Source organism: Leucobacter fengyongliangi, assembly GCF_052386045.1.
Genome location: NZ_CM126356.1, coordinates 1,646,235 through 1,665,279, shown reverse-complemented (window position 1 = coordinate 1,665,279; position 19,045 = coordinate 1,646,235). Strand labels below are relative to the sequence as shown.

19 protein-coding genes are annotated in these 19,045 nt (G+C 60.2%); 18 read left to right on the top strand and 1 reads right to left on the bottom strand.

The genetic code is table 11. From position 1 onward, the window contains the following. Positions 1-46: 46 nt before the first annotated feature. The 14 genes from ftsW (at position 47) to msrA (ending at position 14,934) form a co-directional block, all read left to right on the top strand. Positions 47-1,153 carry a putative lipid II flippase FtsW gene (ftsW, locus tag ACTNFK_RS08000; protein WP_435936716.1) on the top strand — a complete coding sequence of 369 codons (1,107 nt, stop codon included), beginning with the start codon at positions 47-49 and terminating at the stop codon, positions 1,151-1,153. Beyond that, positions 1,150-2,220 carry a UDP-N-acetylglucosamine--N-acetylmuramyl-(pentapeptide) pyrophosphoryl-undecaprenol N-acetylglucosamine transferase gene (locus ACTNFK_RS07995; RefSeq protein WP_435936715.1) on the top strand — a complete coding sequence of 357 codons (1,071 nt, stop codon included), beginning with the start codon at positions 1,150-1,152 and terminating at the stop codon, positions 2,218-2,220. The genes ftsW and ACTNFK_RS07995 overlap by 4 nt, the downstream gene beginning before the upstream one ends. A gap of 24 nt (positions 2,221-2,244) precedes the next feature. Further along, positions 2,245-3,657, top strand: a complete 1,413-nt coding sequence (gene murC, locus ACTNFK_RS07990; protein WP_435936714.1) for a UDP-N-acetylmuramate--L-alanine ligase — start codon at positions 2,245-2,247, stop codon at positions 3,655-3,657. Positions 3,658-4,070: 413 nt separating this feature from the next. Further along, positions 4,071-4,745 carry a cell division protein FtsQ/DivIB gene (locus ACTNFK_RS07985; RefSeq protein WP_433646604.1) on the top strand — a complete coding sequence of 225 codons (675 nt, stop codon included), beginning with the start codon at positions 4,071-4,073 and terminating at the stop codon, positions 4,743-4,745. Between the two features lie 192 nt (positions 4,746-4,937). Continuing rightward, positions 4,938-6,128: a cell division protein FtsZ gene (gene ftsZ, locus ACTNFK_RS07980; protein WP_433646603.1), complete on the top strand. Its 1,191-nt coding sequence runs from the start codon at positions 4,938-4,940 to the stop codon at positions 6,126-6,128. Between the two features lie 22 nt (positions 6,129-6,150). Then, positions 6,151-6,849 (top strand): YggS family pyridoxal phosphate-dependent enzyme, encoded by a 699-nt coding sequence (locus tag ACTNFK_RS07975; protein ID WP_435936713.1) that lies wholly within the window; start codon positions 6,151-6,153, stop codon positions 6,847-6,849. A 42-nt stretch (positions 6,850-6,891) separates the two neighbouring features. Then, positions 6,892-7,380 (top strand): cell division protein SepF, encoded by a 489-nt coding sequence (locus ACTNFK_RS07970; protein ID WP_433646601.1) that lies wholly within the window; start codon positions 6,892-6,894, stop codon positions 7,378-7,380. A 6-nt stretch (positions 7,381-7,386) separates the two neighbouring features. Continuing rightward, positions 7,387-7,680 (top strand): YggT family protein, encoded by a 294-nt coding sequence (locus ACTNFK_RS07965; RefSeq protein WP_433646600.1) that lies wholly within the window; start codon positions 7,387-7,389, stop codon positions 7,678-7,680. A 67-nt stretch (positions 7,681-7,747) separates the two neighbouring features. Beyond that, positions 7,748-8,383, top strand: a complete 636-nt coding sequence (locus ACTNFK_RS07960) for a DivIVA domain-containing protein (protein WP_433646599.1) — start codon at positions 7,748-7,750, stop codon at positions 8,381-8,383. A gap of 9 nt (positions 8,384-8,392) precedes the next feature. Next, entirely contained in the window at positions 8,393-8,971 is a 579-nt protein-coding gene (lspA, locus tag ACTNFK_RS07955) for a signal peptidase II (protein WP_435936712.1), read from the top strand. Then, a complete protein-coding gene (locus tag ACTNFK_RS07950) occupies positions 8,971-9,891 on the top strand; it encodes an RluA family pseudouridine synthase (protein WP_435936711.1) in 921 nt (306 codons plus the stop codon). The genes lspA and ACTNFK_RS07950 overlap by 1 nt, the downstream gene beginning before the upstream one ends. Positions 9,892-10,024: 133 nt before the next feature. Continuing rightward, positions 10,025-13,507: a DNA polymerase III subunit alpha gene (gene dnaE, locus ACTNFK_RS07945; RefSeq protein ID WP_435936739.1), complete on the top strand. Its 3,483-nt coding sequence runs from the start codon at positions 10,025-10,027 to the stop codon at positions 13,505-13,507. 48 nt (positions 13,508-13,555) lie between these two features. Next, positions 13,556-14,404, top strand: a complete 849-nt coding sequence (gene nadE, locus ACTNFK_RS07940; protein ID WP_435936710.1) for an NAD(+) synthase — start codon at positions 13,556-13,558, stop codon at positions 14,402-14,404. 5 nt (positions 14,405-14,409) lie between these two features. Beyond that, a complete protein-coding gene (msrA, locus tag ACTNFK_RS07935) occupies positions 14,410-14,934 on the top strand; it encodes a peptide-methionine (S)-S-oxide reductase MsrA (RefSeq protein ID WP_433646594.1) in 525 nt (174 codons plus the stop codon). A 19-nt stretch (positions 14,935-14,953) separates the two neighbouring features. On the opposite strand, the gene ACTNFK_RS07930 is transcribed toward msrA, so the two are convergent. Beyond that, entirely contained in the window at positions 14,954-15,535 is a 582-nt protein-coding gene (locus ACTNFK_RS07930; RefSeq protein ID WP_435936709.1) for a single-stranded DNA-binding protein, read from the bottom strand. Between the two features lie 260 nt (positions 15,536-15,795). Between ACTNFK_RS07930 and ACTNFK_RS07925 the strand changes: the two genes are divergently transcribed. The 4 genes from ACTNFK_RS07925 (at position 15,796) to rpsT (ending at position 18,999) form a co-directional block, all read left to right on the top strand. Further along, the gene (locus tag ACTNFK_RS07925) at positions 15,796-16,314 is read left to right on the top strand and encodes a DUF6993 domain-containing protein (protein WP_435936708.1); all 519 of its coding nucleotides are present in this window, start codon (positions 15,796-15,798) and stop codon (positions 16,312-16,314) included. 141 nt (positions 16,315-16,455) lie between these two features. Continuing rightward, complete coding sequence (gene ettA, locus ACTNFK_RS07920) at positions 16,456-18,135, top strand: energy-dependent translational throttle protein EttA (protein WP_435936707.1); 1,680 nt, start codon at positions 16,456-16,458, stop codon at positions 18,133-18,135. 10 nt (positions 18,136-18,145) lie between these two features. Beyond that, the gene (locus ACTNFK_RS07915) at positions 18,146-18,622 is read left to right on the top strand and encodes an acyl-CoA thioesterase (protein WP_435936706.1); all 477 of its coding nucleotides are present in this window, start codon (positions 18,146-18,148) and stop codon (positions 18,620-18,622) included. A gap of 116 nt (positions 18,623-18,738) precedes the next feature. Further along, entirely contained in the window at positions 18,739-18,999 is a 261-nt protein-coding gene (gene rpsT, locus ACTNFK_RS07910) for a 30S ribosomal protein S20 (protein WP_433646588.1), read from the top strand. Positions 19,000-19,045: the final 46 nt, after the last annotated feature.

Here is a 19,045-nt window from a genome sequence, read left to right as displayed (position 1 = left end):
TAGGCTCGGCGGTGAACTGAGGTCACTGTCAGATGCGACGATAGTGATGATCTACGCGATCACTTCACTGCTCGTGGGCATTGGTCTGATCATGGTGTTGTCATCCTCCTCGATCACCTCTTACCTTGACGAGCAGGGATTCTTCGGAGGTTTCTGGCGTCAGGCGACGTATGCCGTTATCGGCATTCCTCTGATGTTGATCGCCGCGGCATTTCCGATTCGATTCTGGAAGAAGTGGGCATGGGTGCTTCTCAGTTTTGGCCTCATGCTGCAGATGTTGGTATTCACGCCACTCGGCATTGAGGTGTACGGCAACCGAAACTGGATTCAGGTTGGTTCGATTGGCGGCCAGCCCTCCGAGATGCTGAAGCTCGCGCTCATCGTGTGGATCGGCGCTATCTTGCTGAGGAAAGAGCCATTGCTCGGCCAGCCCAAACACGAGCTCATCCCCATCATCTTTCCCGGCGCGCTCATCGCACTCGGGTTGGTGCTGCTGGGGAGGGACCTGGGTACCACTCTGGTGATGGGTGTCACCGTTCTGGGGGCGATGTACTTCGGGGGAGTGAGTTGGAAGGCCCTGGGTGTCACCACGTTGGGAGCAGTCGCGCTCGCCGCGCTTTTCGTCGTGACGAGCCCGAACCGGATGAACCGACTGTTTGGTCACGTCACGGGCAATGAAGACTACAGCGGACTCGGCTGGCAACCGCTCCATGGCCTGTGGGCGCTCGCCGGTGGCGGAGTCTTCGGCGTCGGGCTCGGGGGGTCGAAAGCCAAGTGGTCGTGGCTGCCCGCCGCCGACAACGACTACATCTTCGCGATCATTGGCGAGGAACTGGGGCTTGTCGGCGCGCTTCTCGTGATCGTGCTGTTCGTCGCGCTCGCCGCGGTTATGCTTCGGGTGATCGCCCGGGCCCGTGATCGCTTCGGGCGCGCGGTCGTGGGGGGGATTCTCGTGTGGATTGTCGGGCAGGCGTTCATCAACATCGGAGTCGTGATCGGCGTGTTTCCGGTGCTGGGAGTGCCTCTTCCGCTCATAAGTTCGGGAGGCACCGCGCTTATCGCCTGCCTGCTCGCGATGGGGGTGGTGGTATCCATCGCTCGTGATGGTTCCTCCTACCAGGCCGAGCTCGCGGCGCAAGGTGCGCACTCATGACCCGTTACCTGCTCGCGGGCGGCGGGACCGCCGGCCACGTGAATCCGTTGCTTGCGCTCGCCGACCATATCGCTCGGGTGGATCCCGATTCCAGCATTGTGGCACTGGGAACTCGGGAGGGCCTCGAAGCGCGGCTCGTTCCCGAACGCGGATACGAACTCGTGTGGATCGACCGGGTACCGTTCCCTCGGAGACCCGACATGCAGGCCCTCCGTTTTCCCTCTCGCTTCCGCCGAGCTGTCTCGGAAGTCCGCCGGCTGATCCGAGATCGCCGCATCGACATCGTGGTGGGGTTTGGTGGTTATGTCTCTACTCCGGCGTATGTCGCGGCGCATCGTGAGGGGATCCCCGTGGTGATTCACGAAGCCAACGCGAAACCCGGCCTGGCTAATCGGCTCGGTGCTCGTTACGCCGCGCGTGTCGGAGTGACGTTTCCGGATACGCCCATTCGCGGTGCCCAAGTCACGGGGATGCCACTTCGGCCCGAGATCGCTCGACTTGATCGTGCGCTGCTTCGTGCACAAGCCAGGGAGCACTTTGGCCTGGATCCGCACAAGCCAACCCTGCTGGTGACTGGAGGCTCGCTCGGCGCGAGGGCGCTGAATCGAGGCATCGCAGGATCGGCGGAGGCGATCGTCGATTCTGGGGCTCAAGCCTTGCACGTCTGGGGCGGATTGACTGAACTCGAAGACCCTGAGGTGCCGGGGTATACGGTCATTCGCTATTGCGACCGGATGGACCTGGCGTTCGCCGCGTGTGACCTCGCCGTCTCGCGGGCAGGATCAACGACGGTGAGCGAGCTCGCAGGTCTTGGGATTCCGGCCGTTCTGGTGCCCTACGGCACGGGCAACGGCGAGCAGAGGTTCAACGCACGTGCCACGGTGCGAGCTGGTGGCGCGCTGCTCGTGAATGACGCTGATCTTACCCCTGAATGGATTCATCAATCGCTGCTGCCGCTGCTGGGTGACGCGCGGCGTCTCGCCAACATGGGTCAAAAGGCGCGGTCGTCGGGCGCCCTCGATGGTACCGAGCGGCTCTATGAACTGGTGCAAGAGGCGGTAGTCTAGGGTGTTCGCGTCAAAGGAGGACCCATGATTTATCCCGACCTCACCGTGAAGATTCCGGAGCACCTGGGTCGCGTCCACTTCGTTGGTATTGGTGGGTCGGGCATGAGCGGCATTGCGCGCATGATGCACCAAGCAGGCGTGCGCGTCACCGGGAGTGACCGCAGCGCGAACTACAGCACACGTGCGTTGCAAGAGCTCGGGATCACCGTGGCCATCGGGCACGACGAGAAGAACGTCAGAGACGCCGATACCCTGGTAGTCACCGGTGCACTCTGGCAAGACAACCCAGAATATCAATTCGCGCTCGCACACGGCCTTCCCGTGCTGCATCGCTCTCAGGCGCTCGCCTGGCTGGCGCGGGGCCGACGAGTTGTATCGGTGGCGGGCGCTCACGGAAAAACCACGTCGACCGGAATGGTTGTCACCGGGCTACAGGGCCTGGGAATCGATCCCTCGTTCGTGAACGGCGGCATCATTGAGTCGCTCGGAGTGAGCTCAGGCGCGGGAAGCGATGACCTCTTCGTGATCGAGGCTGACGAGTCTGACAAGTCATTTCTGCTGTATGACACTCGGGTTGCGCTCATCACCAACGTGGATCCCGAACACCTCGATTTCTACGGCTCCCGCGAGGCGTTTATGCAGGCGTTCGTCGATTTCGCGCACGGGGCGAGTGAACTTGTGGTGATCTCGGCCGATGATCCGGGTGCACAAGAAGTACGCGCAGCACTCCATTCCGCCGTCCCGATCCGCACCTTCGGAGAACATCCGGATGCCGACGTTCGACTGGTGTCGATCAACGACTCCGGGCCAGTGAGCTTCGTAGCGGAGGTCGACGGAACGCAGTGCGAGGCGCAATTGCGGGTCTTTGGCCGACACAATGCGATGAACGCGCTGGGCGCGCTCGCGACGCTCACGGGGCTTGGCTACGATGCTGCCGCGGCCCTTGCCGCCATCGCGCAGTTCGGCGGCACGAAGCGTCGCTTTGAGTTCCATGCAGAGGTGGGGGGAGTGCGTGTGTATGACGACTACGCTCACCACCCGACCGAGGTCGCTGCCCTGCTCGATTCCGCGCGCGCCGTCGTGGGGGATGGGCGACTCATCGCGATCCACCAGCCACATCTATACAGCCGGACACAACTGTTTCATCGGGAGTTTGCGGAGGCGCTTGAGCGCGGGGCCGATTACACGGTGGTTCTCTCCGTGGACGGGGCCCGGGAGGACCCTGTTGACGGGGTTACCGGTGCGCTCGTTTCTGACGACTTCGTGAAATCCGACCGGGTGATCTACGTCGATGAGTGGCAACGCGCGGCCGAGCATCTCGCCGAAATAGCACGCCCCGGCGATGTGATGATTACGATGAGCTGTGGCACGGTGTACCAGATCATTCCGCAGGTTGTCGCCGCTCTGCGCGACCGGTTCGAGCCTGAGGTTCAGTGAAGCGCCCCGGTGGTTTTGACCGGGGAGACGCACCACGGTTCGATGAAGCTGCGCGATCGGTGCCGAGCGCAGCGAGAGAGCCGAGTCAACCAAGCGATCGAAGCAACACCGGCACACCGAGCGAACAGGGCACAGCCCCAATTGATGCACTGACGGAACCGTTAGAACCGGTCCGCGCTGAACCGGTGCGCGCTGAACCCGTGCGCGCTGAACCCGTGCGCGCTGAAGTGGGGCCACCCAACGAGCCAGATGTGCAGGCCGTGCCGTCTGCATGGAATCCGCTGCGGCGGTTTTCAGTGGATTCTTCAGAGGCGACTGAGGACCCCGTTCGAGCCGCGGGTCGGCGGTTGCGCAGCGCGGAGCGATCTCGCAGGGCGCGCGAGCGGAGAGACCAGCGCCGATTCACTGTGCACGTGCGAAGACGTAGACGTGTCTGGGTGATCGCCGGATCCGCTGTTGTCGCACTCGCGTTGTTTGTAGCCGTTGGGGTGTTTACGCCGATCATGGCGGTACAGGAAGTGCAGGTCGTTGGTACTTCGCGTATCGATGCAGGCGAACTTGCGGGAGCCCTCGGCAGGTTCGAGGGCGTTCCGCTAGCTTTGGTAAATGAGCAGGATGTGCATCGTGCACTTGAGCCATTTCCGTTGATTCAGCGATACGCGATCGAGCGAATCCCACCGCACACGCTCATTGTGCGTATCGAGGAGCGCGACCCAGTCCTTGCCCTGGAACGCGAGGGTCAATTCGTTCTCGTCGATCCTGCAGGCGTACTGGTCGCGACATCCGCGGAGCGACCAGAGGGAGTGCCCGTTGGGTCTGGGACGGTCATTGATACCGCGTCACCGGCCTTCGCCGCAGCAGCCAAAGTTGTGCGCGACATGTCGCCGGACTTGCGTGTGCAGCTCGCTGCGGTGACGGCATCCAGCGGGCAAGACATCGAGTTCACGCTCACGAGTGGAACGCGCGTTATCTGGGGCGATGATGCCAATACGCAGCGCAAGGCAGCAGTGCTACGTGCGATGCTCGCGTCGATCGGTACAGTCTCGATGATTGATGTGGCCTCACCTGAGTCACCGGTATTCCGCTAACCCGGATTTCGTTGAGCTCTTCCGACCTGCCAGCTGCTCGATTCGGGCTACTTTCGTGAGAAAGTCGGCCGCCTCTCGGAGTGTCGGCCGACTTTCCCGCTCTCAAGAACATAGCTTGGGGTTCGTAAACGTATACCCGAATACTAACTTTCACCTTCAGGTAGAGGTTGAGAGTTGAGGGGAAGGACCCACGTGTCATCGAACCAGAACTACCTCGCAGTGATCAAGGTTGTCGGCGTCGGCGGAGGCGGGGTCAATGCGGTAAATCGCATGATCGAGCTCGGGCTGCGCGGAGTCGAATTCATTGCAGTCAATACCGACGCGCAAGCGCTTTTGCTGACTGACGCTGATGTCAAACTCGATATTGGTCGTGAGCTGACCCGCGGTTTGGGCGCAGGTGCAGACCCTGAGGTCGGGCGACGCGCCGCTGAGGATCATTCCGACGAGATCGAAGAGGCTCTGACTGGAGCCGACATGGTCTTCGTGACCGCGGGTGAAGGCGGCGGTACCGGCACCGGAGCGGCTCCCATCGTGGCTCGCATCGCGCGTTCAGTCGGCGCACTCACAATTGGCGTGGTGACTCGCCCGTTCAGTTTTGAGGGCAAGCGGCGTGCGGCACAGGCAGATGCAGGAGTCCACGCACTGCGCGAGGCTGTCGACACGCTTATTGTCGTGCCGAACGACCGACTCCTTGAGATCAGCGAACCTGGGATTAGCATGATCGAGGCCTTTGCCGCCGCCGATCAGGTTTTGCTCGCGGGTGTGCAGGGGATCACCGATCTCATCACAACGCCGGGCCTCATCAACGTTGACTTTGCAGACGTAAAATCAGTGATGCAGGGTGCGGGATCCGCACTCATGGGTATTGGTTCGGCGCGTGGCGCAGATCGCGCAATCAAGGCGGCGGAGTTGGCGGTCGCGTCTCCGCTGCTCGAAGCATCAATTGAGGGCGCACACGGTGTGCTGCTGTCCATTCAGGGCTCGTCGAACTTGGCGCTCAGCGAGATCACTGAGGCATCTCAGCTTGTACATGATGTCGTGCATCCTGAGGCAAACATCATCTTTGGCACCGTCATCGATGACACGCTCGGCGATGAGGTTCGTGTCACGGTGATCGCCGCTGGATTCGACACCGAACCGGGAAGCGAAGGGAATCGTCCAGAACGTGGACGCCGGGCGAACCGCGTTGAGACGATCGAGAACCTCGCACCTGCGGCCGTCGGCATCTCTGCCAACGGCTTTGGATCGGGTGCGAGCCAGTCCGACTCTTCGCCGCTTGAGTTCGGAGATGCCATCAGCAACCCTCCGGTGGAGGAACACCTTTCAGACCCCGCCTTCGACGGCGAGGATCTCGATCTCGATATCCCCGAGTTCCTGCGGTAATACGGGCGTGACGGACGAAGGCATGGCTGACGGGTCGTCGGAGCGGGCTCTGCTCGCCTCGCGACTCGAGAGCGTCCGATCTGGCATCGAGGAGGCCGCAAGGTCTGCCGGCCGGGACCCTGCGGAACTCACTTTGGTCGTGGTGACGAAGTTCCATCCGGCGAGCTTGGTGCGCAACCTTGCTTCGCTGGGAGTGCACGACGTCGGAGAGAACCGGCATCAGGAAGCGCAGACGAAGTCGGCCGAGTTGCAGGATCTAGATCTCCGCTGGCACTTCATCGGTCAACTGCAAACCAAGAAGGCCAGGCAGGCGGCCCAGTACGCACACGCGATCCACTCGATTGATCGAGAGAGACTCGTGGATGCGCTTGCGGGAATCGAACGTACCGTTGACGCGTTCGTGCAGGTCAACCTGACGAGCGACCCGAGCCGCGGCGGAGCTCCTCCCGAAGAGCTCGAACGACTTGCCGAACGCATCCTAGAGACGCCCACACTCCGGCTGCAAGGCGTCATGGCGGTCGCTCCGCTGCCCGAGGAAGAAGACGCTGCTCGCGCGTTTGCGAGACTCCGTGGGTACTCGGATCGAGTGAGAGCCCTCGCGGCGGAAGCCACGTGTATCTCTGCAGGAATGACCCACGACTATGCAGAAGCAATTGCGGCAGGGGCGACACACCTGCGTATTGGGAGCGCAATCACGGGAAATCGTCCGGTCGCGGGCTAGGGTCGAAAGTAATCTGATCGCTGAGATCGTTAGGAAGTAATCATGAGCAATCCACTGAAGAAGACCATGGTGTTCCTCGGTCTCGCCGAGGAGGACCTCGACGAGCAGGGTACCCCCAGGAGCGAGCCGCAGCACCAGGCGGAGGCTCACGCTCCTGCGAGCACCGCTGCCCGTCCGGCGCCCCAGCGCGCGCCTGTGACCCCGCTGCGAAAGGTGACACCGGTGCGGATGCCGGCAGCACAGACCATGAATGAAATCCTGACGGTTCACCCCACCGAGTATCGCGATGCCACCGTCGTGGCAGAGAGCTTCCGAGAAGGAGTTCCCGTGATTTTGAACCTTTCTCGCATGAATGAGGCTGAGGCCAAGCGACTGATCGACTTTGCGAGCGGCCTCTCCATGGGTCTGCGCGGTCGAATCGAGCGAGTGACCAGCAAGGTGTTCTTGCTGTCGCCCGAGCACATTGCCGTCAGCGGTGACGAAGGCACGAAAAATGAGGATGGCTCATTCTTCGTGAGTCCTTCAGCGTAATTCCCGGTGGCGATCGCACTCGCAGTCATTCTGCTTACCCTGAAGTGGCTGCTTCGTATCTACACCTATGTCCTCTGGGCAAGATTCATTCTCGACTGGATCATGGTGTTGAACCCCAGGTTTCGGCCGCGAGGGTTCTTGCTCGTGCTCGTAGAACTGGTCTATACGCTGACCGATCCACCGATCAAGCTTTTCAGGAGAATCCTGCCTCCAATCCGGTTGGGGCAGATTTCGCTTGACCTCGGATGGATGCTGACAATGTTCGCTTGCTGGATCCTCATCGCCCTGATCCCCGTCTAACAGGGATTGTTTGCTACCGTTAACGTGACACCACCCCAGTGGTTCCCCAACGAAAGAGATATTCACGATGGCCTTGACACCCGAAGAGGTTGTGAACCAGAAGTTCACAATCACGAAGTTCCGCGACGGCTACGATCTTGACCAAGTCGATGACTTCCTCGACACGATCGTTGAACAGTTTCGCCAGCACGAGCAGGAAAAGGCGGAGCTCCAGCAGCAGCTTGACGAGGCGAATGCTCGTGTCGAAGAGCTGACCGCTCAGCTGGAACAGGCCGAGGTCGCATCAGTTGAGGAAGGTAAGCCTTCCGAGCAGACTATTGTCGTCGATGCCCCGGCGCAGACGGCTACTCAGATGCAATCCGCCTCTGGTACAAACCCGGCAGACGCGGTGAAGTCGAGCGCAATGCTGCAGTTGGCACTCGAGTTGCATGACAAGTACGTGCACGAGGGGGAGACGCAACGCGACCTCCTGGTAAACGAGGCAGAGACCAAGGCCAAGCGCCTGGTCGAGGAAGCCCAGTTGCAGCGCGCAGAAGAATTGCGGATCCTGGGTGAAGAACGTCAGGGGCTGAAAGACAAGATTAAAGAGTTGCGCGAGTTCGAGTCCGACTACCGTGGCACGCTACGTTCCTACATTCAGTCGCAGTTGCGCGGTCTCGACGGCTCTCCCGAGCCTGACGGCGCACCGCAGGGTCTCGAGTAGTCCCGGGGCGTGACTCACGCACCCGAATCGGAGGCCCTCTCCCCGTCGGCCTTCGTCGCGACAACGCGACGCCGCATGCAGTCGTTCCTGCTGCTTGGCGTCGCGATTGTCGTGTACGTGGCAGATCAGCTCACGAAGAACTGGGTTGTCAATACCCTCCCCGAGGGAACACCAGTTCCGGTGTTGGGGGAGTTCTTGCAGTGGTACTTCGTGCGCAACCCAGGTGCGGCGTTTTCGATGGCGAGCGGTGCGACCTGGATATTCACGATTCTGGCTGTCGTTGTTGTCGTGGTAATCGTGTGGCAGATCAGACGACTCGGGTCTCGCTCTTGGGCGTTGTTTTTCGCGCTGCTTCTGGGAGGAGTACTCGGAAACTTGACGGATCGCTTGACCCGTGAACCTGGATTTCCGGTCGGTCACGTCATTGATTTCATCTCAACCCCGTGGATGATTCCCGCGATCTACAACATTGCTGACATGGCGATTGTTGTCGGAATGGGTCTGTTTATCGTCATCTCTCTCTTGGGTCTTCCCATGGACGGGTCCCCGCGGGCACAGCGTGCCTCCGCTCAGAAGGAGTCCGCGTAATGGAGCGGCGATCACTTCAGGTACCTGACGGACTCGCGGGGAAACGAGTAGACGCTGCGCTTGCATCGCTTCTCGGATTCTCACGCACCTTCGCCGCGGAAATTGTCGAGCAAGGCGGAGTGACACTCGATGGACGAGAACTGGCGAAGTCCGACCGGTTAAGCGCTGACGGGTGGCTCGAGGTCACCTGGCACGAGCGGCGCGGCCCCGAAATCATACCGGTGGTCGTTCCCGACTTGAAGATCGTGCACGACGACGATGACATTGTGGTGATTGATAAGCCCGCAGGGGTTGCCGCTCATCCCTCGCTCGGCTGGCAGGGCCCGACAGTTCTCGGTGCGCTCGCAGGTGCGGGCTACCGGATCGCAACTTCTGGCCCAGCCGAGCGTCAGGGAATCGTGCACCGACTCGATGTGGGAACGAGCGGTTTGATGGTGGTTTCCAAGAGCGAGCGAGCCTACAGTGAGCTGAAGCGTGCATTTCACGACCGCGAGGTTGACAAGATCTATCATGCGGTGGTGCAGGGACACCCCGATCCGTTCGCTGGAACGATCGAAGGTCCGATCGGGCGTCACCCGGGGTCCGAGTGGAAGTTCGCGGTCACCCGCGACGGGAAGCCATCAGTGACTCACTATGTCACCCTGGAGGCTTTTCCCTACGCTTCGCTCTTGGAGATCGAGCTCGAGACTGGACGTACCCATCAGATCCGAGTACACATGTCAGCTCAGAGACATCCCTGTGTGGGCGACAGCATGTATGGTGCCGACCCAACGTTGACGGAAAAGCTTGGACTCCAGCGTCAGTGGCTGCACGCGATGAAGCTCGGATTCAAGCATCCAGGTTCGGGGGAGTACATCGAGTTCAAGTCCAGTTACCCCGCCGATCTTCAGCAGGCCTTGGCGGTATTGCAGGGCGTCTAGCAGATCCACTCGGACAGCAAAAAGGGAGTGAGCTGCGCTCTGACCGGTACCCTGGAGGTTCGTGATCTGAGAGGCGGCGGTCGTGAGTGACGCAGACGGTTTTGTGCATTTGCATGTGCATAGCGAGTACTCGATGCTCGACGGCGCCGCCCGGGTCAAACCGCTGATCGAAGCGGCGCATCAGCAGGGAATGCCTGCGATCGCGGTGACCGATCATGGCAACACTTTTGGCGCATTCGACTTCTGGAAGACGGCGCGAGACACCGGCATCAAACCCATCATCGGTATTGAGGCCTATCTCACGCCGCGTACCGCGCGCGGCGATCGCACGCGCGTCCGCTGGGGCTCGGGAGGCGGAGACGACGTCTCGGGAGGTGGTGCCTACACCCACATGACTCTGCTCTCGGAGACCACCGAAGGCATGCACAACCTCTTTCGCCTGTCGAGCCTCGCTTCGATCGAGGGGTACTACTTCAAACCGCGAATGGACCGAGAACTCCTGCAGACCTATTCTCGGGGCATCATTGCCACGACAGGATGCCCGTCGGGTGAAATTCAGACCAGATTGCGCCTCGGCCAGGTTGCCGAGGCGCGAGAAGCGGCCGCGGAGTTTCAGGACCTGTTTGGAAAAGAAAACTTCTTCTGCGAGATCATGGACCACGGCCTCGATATCGAGCGCCGGGTGCAGAAGGAACTGATTCAGCTTGCCCGTGACCTGAGTATCCCACTGGTCGCGACTAACGACTTGCACTACACGCATCAGTCCGACGCAGAGGCACACTCCGCCTTGCTGTGCGTGCAATCAGGATCCACGCTCGACGACCCCAACAGGTTTCGGTTCGACGGTGATGGGTACTACCTGAAATCCGCCGCAGAGATGCGTCACCTCTTCCGCGAGTTGCCTGAAGCCTGTGACAACACATTGCTGATCGCAGAGCGGTGCTCGTCTGAGTTCAATACGAGCGCCAACTACATGCCGCGATACCCCGTGCCCGCCGGGGAGACTGAAGACAGCTGGTTCGTCAAGGAGGTTGAGCGGGGCTTGCACTACCGGTATCCGGAGGGTATTCCCGATGCCGTGCGAAAGCAGGCCGAGTATGAGACGACCGTCATTCTCCAGATGGGCTTCCCCGGCTACTTCCTGGTTGTCGCCGACTTCATTAACTGGTCGAAAGACAACGGCATTCGCGTCGGACCCGGCCGCGGATCAGGAGCGGGTTCTATGGCCGCCTATGCGATGCGCATCACCGATCTTGATCCGCTGCAACACGGGTTGATCTTCGAGCGGTTCCTGAACCCCGACCGTGTCTCGATGCCCGACTTCGATGTCGATTTCGATGATCGGCGCCGCGGCGAGGTCATCCGATACGTCACCGAAAAATATGGTGATGAGCGGGTTGCGCAGATTGTCACCTACGGCACAATCAAGTCGAAGCAGGCGCTCAAGGATGCCTCACGCGTATTGGGGTTCCCCTTCGGGATGGGGGAGAAGCTCACCAAAGCGATGCCTCCGGCGGTGATGGCGAAAGACATTCCCCTGTCTGGGATCACAGATCCGAGCCATCCTCGCTACAAAGAAGCCGCTGAGTTTCGTGTCGTGCTGGAAACCGATCCCGACGCGAAGACCGTCTACGAGACGGCGCGAGGGCTTGAGGGGCTTAAGCGGCAGTGGGGGGTGCATGCTGCGGGGGTCATCATGTCAAGTGACCCGCTGATTGACATCATCCCGATTATGAAACGGGATCAGGACGGCCAGATTGTCACCCAGTTTGATTATCCGACGTGTGAGAACCTGGGTCTCATCAAGATGGACTTTCTTGGCCTGCGGAACCTCACGATCATTTCAGATGCGCTGGAGAACATTCGGCTCAACCGCAACGAAGAACTCGACCTCGAACGACTCTCACTTGACGACAAAGCCTCGTATGAGCTTCTCGGACGGGGGGACACCCTCGGAGTCTTTCAACTTGACGGTGGACCGATGCGCGGGTTGCTCCGGTTGATGAAGCCTGACAACTTCGAAGACATCTCAGCGGTACTGGCGCTCTATCGGCCGGGGCCGATGGGCGCCGATTCTCATACAAACTATGCGCTGCGCAAGAACGGTCTCCAACCGATCACCCCGATCCACCCGGAACTTGAGGAACCGCTGCGCGAGATTCTCGACACCACATATGGGCTCATCATCTACCAGGAACAGGTGATGTCGATCGCCCAACGGGTCGCGGGATTCACGCTCGGTCAGGCCGATATTTTGCGCCGGGCAATGGGAAAGAAAAAGAAGGAAGAACTCGACAAACAGTATGCTGGCTTCTCCGCAGGAATGACTGAGCGAGGCTTCTCCTCCCCCGCAATCAAGTCGTTGTGGGACATCCTTTTGCCCTTTTCCGATTACGCCTTTAACAAGGCACACTCGGCGGCATACGGAGTGGTGAGTTACTGGACCGCCTACCTCAAAGCCCACTACCCGGCCGAGTACATGGCCGCGCTCTTGACCAGCGTCGGAGATTCAAAAGACAAGCTCGCCATTTACCTCAACGAATGTCGACGGATGGGTATCAAGGTACTGCCCCCCGACGTCGCCGCCTCGTTTGCGAACTTTGCAGCAGTGGGCGAAGACATTCGGTTTGGTCTAGGCGCGATTCGGAATGTGGGAGCTCACGTCGTCGAGGGCATTCGCAGAGCTCGCGAGGCGGACGGAGACTTCGAGTCCTTTCATGACTTCCTGAAGCGCGTGCCGATGTCAGTCCTGAACAAGCGCACCATCGAGTCACTCATCAAGGCAGGCGCGTTCGACACCCTGGGTGCCACGAGACGCGCCCTCGTTGAGATCCATGAGGGTGCGGTCGAGTCTGCGGTGAAGGACAAGCGTGACGCCGAACATGGAAACGTCGGGTTCGACTTCGACAGTCTGTTCGCGGACGCAGCCGACGGCGACGCGGGCGAGACTCATTCCCTCGTTCCCGATCGTCCAGAATGGACCAAGAAGGACAAACTCACGTTCGAACGTGAGATGCTCGGTCTCTACGTCTCGGATCATCCGTTGCGAGGCCTGGAAGCGGCACTCGCAAAGGAAGCCTCCGCAACGATCGAGCAGGTGTCAAACCCGGACGCGAACTTCGACGGCGAAACCGTGGTGCTTGCCGGCCTCCTGACGAGCGTGCAGCATCGCACTGCGAAGTCAGGCAACGTCTACGGCATGGTGACGATTGAAGATTTCAGTGGTGAGATTCAAGCGCTGTTTATGGGGAAGTCGTATCTCGAGTTTGGGAGCCTCTTGCAGGCCGATTCGATTGTCGCCCTGCGCGGAAAGGTAAACTCGCGTGACGACGGGATGACCGTGCACGCCTATGGGGTGAAAACGATCGACGCGGTCGTGCAAGACGATGCCGCTGCGCTTACTCTCACCATTTCGGAGCGGCGAGCCACGGAACATCTCATGCGAGAGTTGAAGGCGACGCTCATTCGGCATCCGGGTTCCAGCGAAGTGCGACTGCGCTTGACAACCCCAACTGGGATACGGGTATTTGAGGTGCCGTTCTCCGTACAGGTGACTGCCGACCTCTATGGAGAGCTGAAGGGATTGCTTGGTCCCCAATGCCTGTCCGCTGCGTGACATCCGCTGCGTAACACGAGAGAAATCAACCGGGAGTAGGCTGGCGTCATGCGCGAAACTCAGCAAGAAATTATTGAGGCTCTCGATGTCCAGCGTGTGAGTGATCCGCGCGCAGAGATTGATCGGCGTGTTGATTTCCTCGTGGAATACGCTCGGTCAATCCCTGGTGTGCGTGGATTTGTTCTGGGGATTTCTGGCGGGCAAGATTCTTCTCTCGCGGGCCGTCTTGCTCAGCTTGCCGCTGAACGGCTGCGGGCGAGTGGACGCGATGCTGAGTTCATTGCCGTCCGACTTCCCTATGGGGTGCAGCACGATGAAGATGATGCCAGTCTCGCATTGTCGTTCATTCAAGCAGACCGTTCCGTGACGGTGAATATAGCCTCGGGGGTAGACGCACTGACCGCAGAGGTCTCCGAAGCCTGTGGTGAGGCGGTGTCTGACTTCACGAAGGGCAACATGAAGGCCCGAATGCGCATGGTTGCCCAATACACGATCGCTGGGGATCGCTCCCTCCTGGTGATCGGTACTGATCATGCGGCTGAGGCGATCACCGGTTTTTTCACCAAGTTCGGTGATGGTGCTGCTGACGTCCTTCCACTCGCAGGACTCACTAAATCGCAGGGAGCCGAGCTGTTGCAAGAGATGGGTGCGCCCGCGAGGCTCTGGGAAAAGATCCCGACGGCTGACCTACTTGACGAGCATCCCGGGCAGACGGATGAAACCAACCTGGGCATCAGCTACACCAGCATCGATGCATATCTCCAGGGACGTGACGTATCGCTGACCGATGCGGAGTCTCTTGAGCGCAAGTACCGTGCAACAGAACACAAGCGACGGTTACCGGTAACCCCGGAAGACAACTGGTGGAAATCCCCCAGTCAGATGCAGGGAGAGTGACTGAGATGACCACGACCTATGTACTCGCGGGAGGCTGCTACTGGTGTCTCGATGCCGCATACCGGGTGCTTCGCGGCGTTACGGATGTGTTTTCGTGCTTCACCGGCGGTCATACGTCGGCACCAACCTATGAGCAGGTGTGCACCGGTGCCACGGGTCACGCGGAGGCCGTGGCGGTGACATTCGACGAGACGATTCTTCCCTCCTCAGTAGTGCTTGACGCGTTTTTCACGATGCACGATCCCACCCAGTTGAATCGGCAAGGCGCAGACGTGGGAACCCAGTATCGATCTGCGATGTTCTACGCCGATGACGCCCAGCGGGAGACCTTTGAAGCAGCCAAGGCTCGAGCATCCGAGTGGTGGCCATTGCCAATCGTGACCGAAATCGTGCCCCTGGGAGAGGTGTTCCCTGCTCCCGAATCGCACCAGGACTTCTTCACCAAGAACCCGACGCAGGGGTACTGCCTGGCGGTTGCGGTGCCGAAAGTGAACAAGGTCAGATCGGGATTCCGAGAATACCTGATCTAGGGGTTTCTAATGGGTCGGGTCAGGCGGCGATAGGAACGAAACCGTCTGAGCTGGGTTCGCCGGAACTGGTGAAGTCGTTCCCTGCATTGCCGGACGTTTCGGTGCTCGACGTGTCTGCAGGTTCCGTGCCTTCTGCGAAAGGTGAACGCGCGGCGACCTCTCGCGCGCCCTCCTCGCCTGGCTGTTCACCAGTGGCTCTGCCCCAGCGACCCTCTGGCTCCGTCGAGGACGATTCGGGCTCCCCCCGCTGTTTCTTGGAGAACTGCGACACACCCCACCGCAGGTCGTGCCCGAGCGCTTCAGCCTCTATTTCGACTGACGTACCCGATCGATCGTCGCGCTCCCAACTCCGGATGCGGAGCCGGCCGCTCACGACCACCCGGTCTCCTTTGTGAAACGAGTCGTGAGCATTGAGGGCGAGCCCGCGAAACGCGGTAACCGTGAACCAGTTGGTTTCTCCGTCGACCCAGCTCTTCTTTTCTCGGTCAAAGCGGCGCTCGCCACTTGCCACACGAAATGAACAGAGTGCGATTCCGGATTGGGTAGTGAGAGCGCGTGGCTCTGTCGCGATCGTGCCGACCACGGTAACGATATTCGACATGTCATTTCTCCTTGTGTGAGGGTCTTCCGTTCGGCATCATGCCTCTGAACGGAACAGGGATGGCGAGGGAGCCAGGTTGGCCGTGCCGGGTTTGCCCGGCTCCCTCGATCCCAGCTTCGCGCAGGCTGATACGACCGAATTGGCCGAGCGCGAGACTGGGGATAACTTCTGGTTGCTTCGCTCCCCACAGCACCTGTGAGCGTTCAATTGCTGAGCCCACGGTCATCCAAGCTTCAACTCGACTCGATACACTTTCGGGCATGGTCGTTCAAGCCCGCACTCGAGTTCTGCGCACCGCGTACTCGACGCTGCTCATCGGTGCGGTCGCAGCGGGACTCGGAGGCTGCGCCCCCGCAGGGGAGCCCGCCGACCGGGTGACTCCCACACCCTCAGACGCGGCGTCGCAGGAATCCGAGCCCGATCTGGTTCCGGAAGAGCCCGCGCAACTTGTTCCAGATGGTGGAGCCGAGGCGAACCTTCCGTTCTTCAACGAGGTTCTCCGGCAATTCTCGGCCGGCACCGAGGTTGTTGAGGGGCGGCCCGTCGTTGATGCGCTGGTTGCCGCAGGGTTTGACCGTGCAGCGATGCAAGTAAGTTTTGATCAGAGTAAGACGGGGCTCGTGGCAGACAGCATCCTTGTTTCGGTGCTTCTGGGTGGGGAATGTCTCATCGGTCAGGTCGTCACCGCTGATCGCAGCACCTCCACCACCATTGCGCCAGCCTTGACCGAGGGCCAAGATCTCTGTTTGATCGGAAACACGAGGCCGATCGACTGGTAAGGAGCCCTGGCGCAGGTCTGCAGAGTGAACGGCTTATTCGGGCCCGCGCGGAGTCTCCTCCAGGCCGGGTAGAGTTGTGTCGGCTTGATTCAAACGCTGAGCAAGAGCAAGAGGTGATGGGCGCCCGGCGCCCGAAAGTATATGGCTGAATACATTTATCAGATGGTTCGCGCACGCAAGGCAGTGGGCGAAAAGCTCATTCTTGACGATGTGACGATGGCATTCCTGCCCGGAGCAAAGATCGGCATGGTCGGCCCCAACGGTGCCGGCAAGTCAACGATTCTGAAGATCATGGCCGGACTCGATACGCCGTCAAACGGTGAGGCAACACTCGCACCCGGCTACACAGTGGGCATTCTCATGCAGGAGCCCGAACTTGACGAGTCAAAGACGGTGCTCCAGAACATCGAAGAGGGCATCGCTGTCAAAGCGAAGGTTGACCGGTTTAATGAGATTTCGGCGATGATGGCCGAGCCAGATGCCGATTTTGACACGCTGCTCACCGAGATGGGCACGCTGCAGGAAGACATTGATGCCGTCGACGGTTGGGATCTCGATAACCAGCTCGAACAGGCGATGGATGCGCTTCGCACCCCGCCCGCTGACGCGCAGGTCGCGAACTTGTCTGGTGGTGAGAAGCGACGTGTTGCGCTCTGCCGTCTTCTGCTGCAGAAACCCGACCTCCTCCTGCTCGACGAACCCACAAACCACCTTGATGCCGAGAGCGTGCTGTGGCTCGAGCAGCACCTACAGAAGTACCCCGGCGCGGTTATCGCCATCACCCACGATCGGTACTTTCTCGACAATGTGGCTGAATGGATCGCTGAGGTTGACCGTGGTCGTCTCATCGGCTACGAGGGCAACTACTCGACCTATCTTGAAAAGAAGGCCGAGCGTCTCGACGTGCAGGGGAAGAAAGACCAGAAGCTCGCAAAGCGTTTGAAGGAAGAGCTCGACTGGGTGCGCTCGAACTCAAAGGGCCGTCAGGCGAAGTCGAAGGCTCGTCTTGCGCGCTATGAGGAGATGGCGACCGAGGCCGAGCGCACGAAAAAACTGGACTTCGAAGAGATTCAGATTCCCGCGGGTCCGCGACTCGGCAGCATCGTCATTGAGGCAAAGAACCTGCAGAAGGGCTTCGACGGGCGCCAACTCATCGATGGTCTCTCGTTCAGCCTGCCGCCCAACGGCATCGTCGGCGTCATCGGTCCCAACGGCGTCGGAAAGACGACTCTGTTCAAGACGATTGTTGGGCTTGAACCTCTCGACGGTGGCGAACTGAAGATCGGTGAGACGGTCAAGATCAGCTACGTGGATCAGAGCCGTGGCGGCATCGACCCCGACAAGACGCTGTGGGAGGTAGTCAGCGACGGGCTCGACATCATCACGGTCGGGAAGACGGAGATCCCCTCGCGCGCGTACGTTTCTAAGTTCGGGTTCAAGGGTCCGGATCAGCAGAAAAAGGCCGGCGTGTTGTCGGGTGGTGAACGAAACCGCTTGAACCTCGCACTCACGCTGAAGCAGGGTGGCAACCTGCTCCTTCTTGACGAGCCGACCAACGACCTCGACGTGGAAACTCTGCAGTCGCTGGAGAACGCGCTCCTTGAATTTCCCGGGTGCGCTGTGGTCATCACGCACGACCGGTGGTTCCTCGATCGCATCGCGACGCATATCCTCTCCTACGAAGGCACTGAAGAGAACCCGGGGAACTGGTACTGGTTCGAGGGCAATTTCGAGTCCTACGAGGCAAACAAGGTCGAGCGAATGGGGCCCGAAGCTGCGAAGCCCTCGCGAGTGACCTACCGCAAGCTCACTCGCGACTAGGGGCATCGCAATGGCACGCGCGCACGTCGATATTGAGCTCCGTTGGGGTGACCAGGATGCCTATGGTCACATCAACAACGTCGCCTTCGCGCGGTATCTTGAGGAATCACGAGTGCGGGTCTTCTGGCTCGGTTCAGCGCGAGAGGTCACCGGGATGGAACGCCATTTTCGTGGCGACGATCCCGAGGGTCCGAAAATGCTGGTGGCGAGTCAACAGATCGAATTTCTGCGGGTACTTGAATACAGCGCTACCCCGCTGGTGGTCGAGCTGTGGATCGGCGAGCTCGGGGGATCAAGCCTCGAGGTGCACTATGAACTTGTTGACGAGACCGGTGACGCTCGCACAGTAGTCGCGCGCGCCATCACCACCGTGGTCATCGTCGACGGTGTGACGCTCAGGCCGGTGCGGCTGAGCGAAGAGGGACGGGCCTCCGTCGCGCCCTGGATGGATGCTCCGCTCCGCCTCGGTCGGCGCAAGGCTCGGTAGTCTGCTAGGCTTAGCCCTTGGCTTGCGTGTGGAGTGATCCACACTCTTCGCAAGGTGCCCTCTCTCACCGCGCGAAACATCATTGACCAGGCTTCACACAAAGGAAATCACCCAACGTGGCAAATATTAAGTCGCAGATCAAGCGCATCAAGACCAACCAGAAGGCGACCGACCGCAATCGGGCGTACAAGAGCGAACTGCGCACCCTCGTGCGCCAGACCCGCGATGCGATCACCGCAGGCGACAAGGCAGTTGCCGAGCAGAAGCTCGCAATTGCCTCGCGGAAGCTCGATAAGGCCGTGTCTAAGGGTGTCATTCACGAGAACCAGGCCGCGAACCGAAAGTCCAAGCTCGCGGTGAAGGTCGCTGCGCTCTAGCAAGTCCCAGAGCGCATACAAGCAGACCCCGCTTCGGCGGGGTTTT

Excerpts from the sequence above, each read along its gene's own strand:
- ftsW (WP_435936716.1), top strand. The coding sequence starts at position 47 with ATGATCTACGCGATCACTTCACTGCTCGTGGGCATTGGTCTGATCATG.
- ACTNFK_RS07995 (WP_435936715.1), top strand. The coding sequence starts at position 1,150 with ATGACCCGTTACCTGCTCGCGGGCGGCGGGACCGCCGGCCACGTGAAT.
- murC (WP_435936714.1), top strand. The coding sequence starts at position 2,245 with ATGATTTATCCCGACCTCACCGTGAAGATTCCGGAGCACCTGGGTCGC.
- ACTNFK_RS07975 (WP_435936713.1), top strand. The coding sequence starts at position 6,151 with ATGGCTGACGGGTCGTCGGAGCGGGCTCTGCTCGCCTCGCGACTCGAG.
- ACTNFK_RS07970 (WP_433646601.1), top strand. The coding sequence starts at position 6,892 with ATGAGCAATCCACTGAAGAAGACCATGGTGTTCCTCGGTCTCGCCGAG.
- ACTNFK_RS07960 (WP_433646599.1), top strand. The coding sequence starts at position 7,748 with ATGGCCTTGACACCCGAAGAGGTTGTGAACCAGAAGTTCACAATCACG.
- ACTNFK_RS07950 (WP_435936711.1), top strand. The coding sequence starts at position 8,971 with ATGGAGCGGCGATCACTTCAGGTACCTGACGGACTCGCGGGGAAACGA.
- dnaE (WP_435936739.1), top strand. The coding sequence starts at position 10,025 with ATGCTCGACGGCGCCGCCCGGGTCAAACCGCTGATCGAAGCGGCGCAT.
- nadE (WP_435936710.1), top strand. The coding sequence starts at position 13,556 with ATGCGCGAAACTCAGCAAGAAATTATTGAGGCTCTCGATGTCCAGCGT.
- msrA (WP_433646594.1), top strand. The coding sequence starts at position 14,410 with ATGACCACGACCTATGTACTCGCGGGAGGCTGCTACTGGTGTCTCGAT.
- ACTNFK_RS07930 (WP_435936709.1), bottom strand. The coding sequence starts at position 15,535 with ATGTCGAATATCGTTACCGTGGTCGGCACGATCGCGACAGAGCCACGC.
- ACTNFK_RS07925 (WP_435936708.1), top strand. The coding sequence starts at position 15,796 with ATGGTCGTTCAAGCCCGCACTCGAGTTCTGCGCACCGCGTACTCGACG.
- ettA (WP_435936707.1), top strand. The coding sequence starts at position 16,456 with ATGGCTGAATACATTTATCAGATGGTTCGCGCACGCAAGGCAGTGGGC.
- ACTNFK_RS07915 (WP_435936706.1), top strand. The coding sequence starts at position 18,146 with ATGGCACGCGCGCACGTCGATATTGAGCTCCGTTGGGGTGACCAGGAT.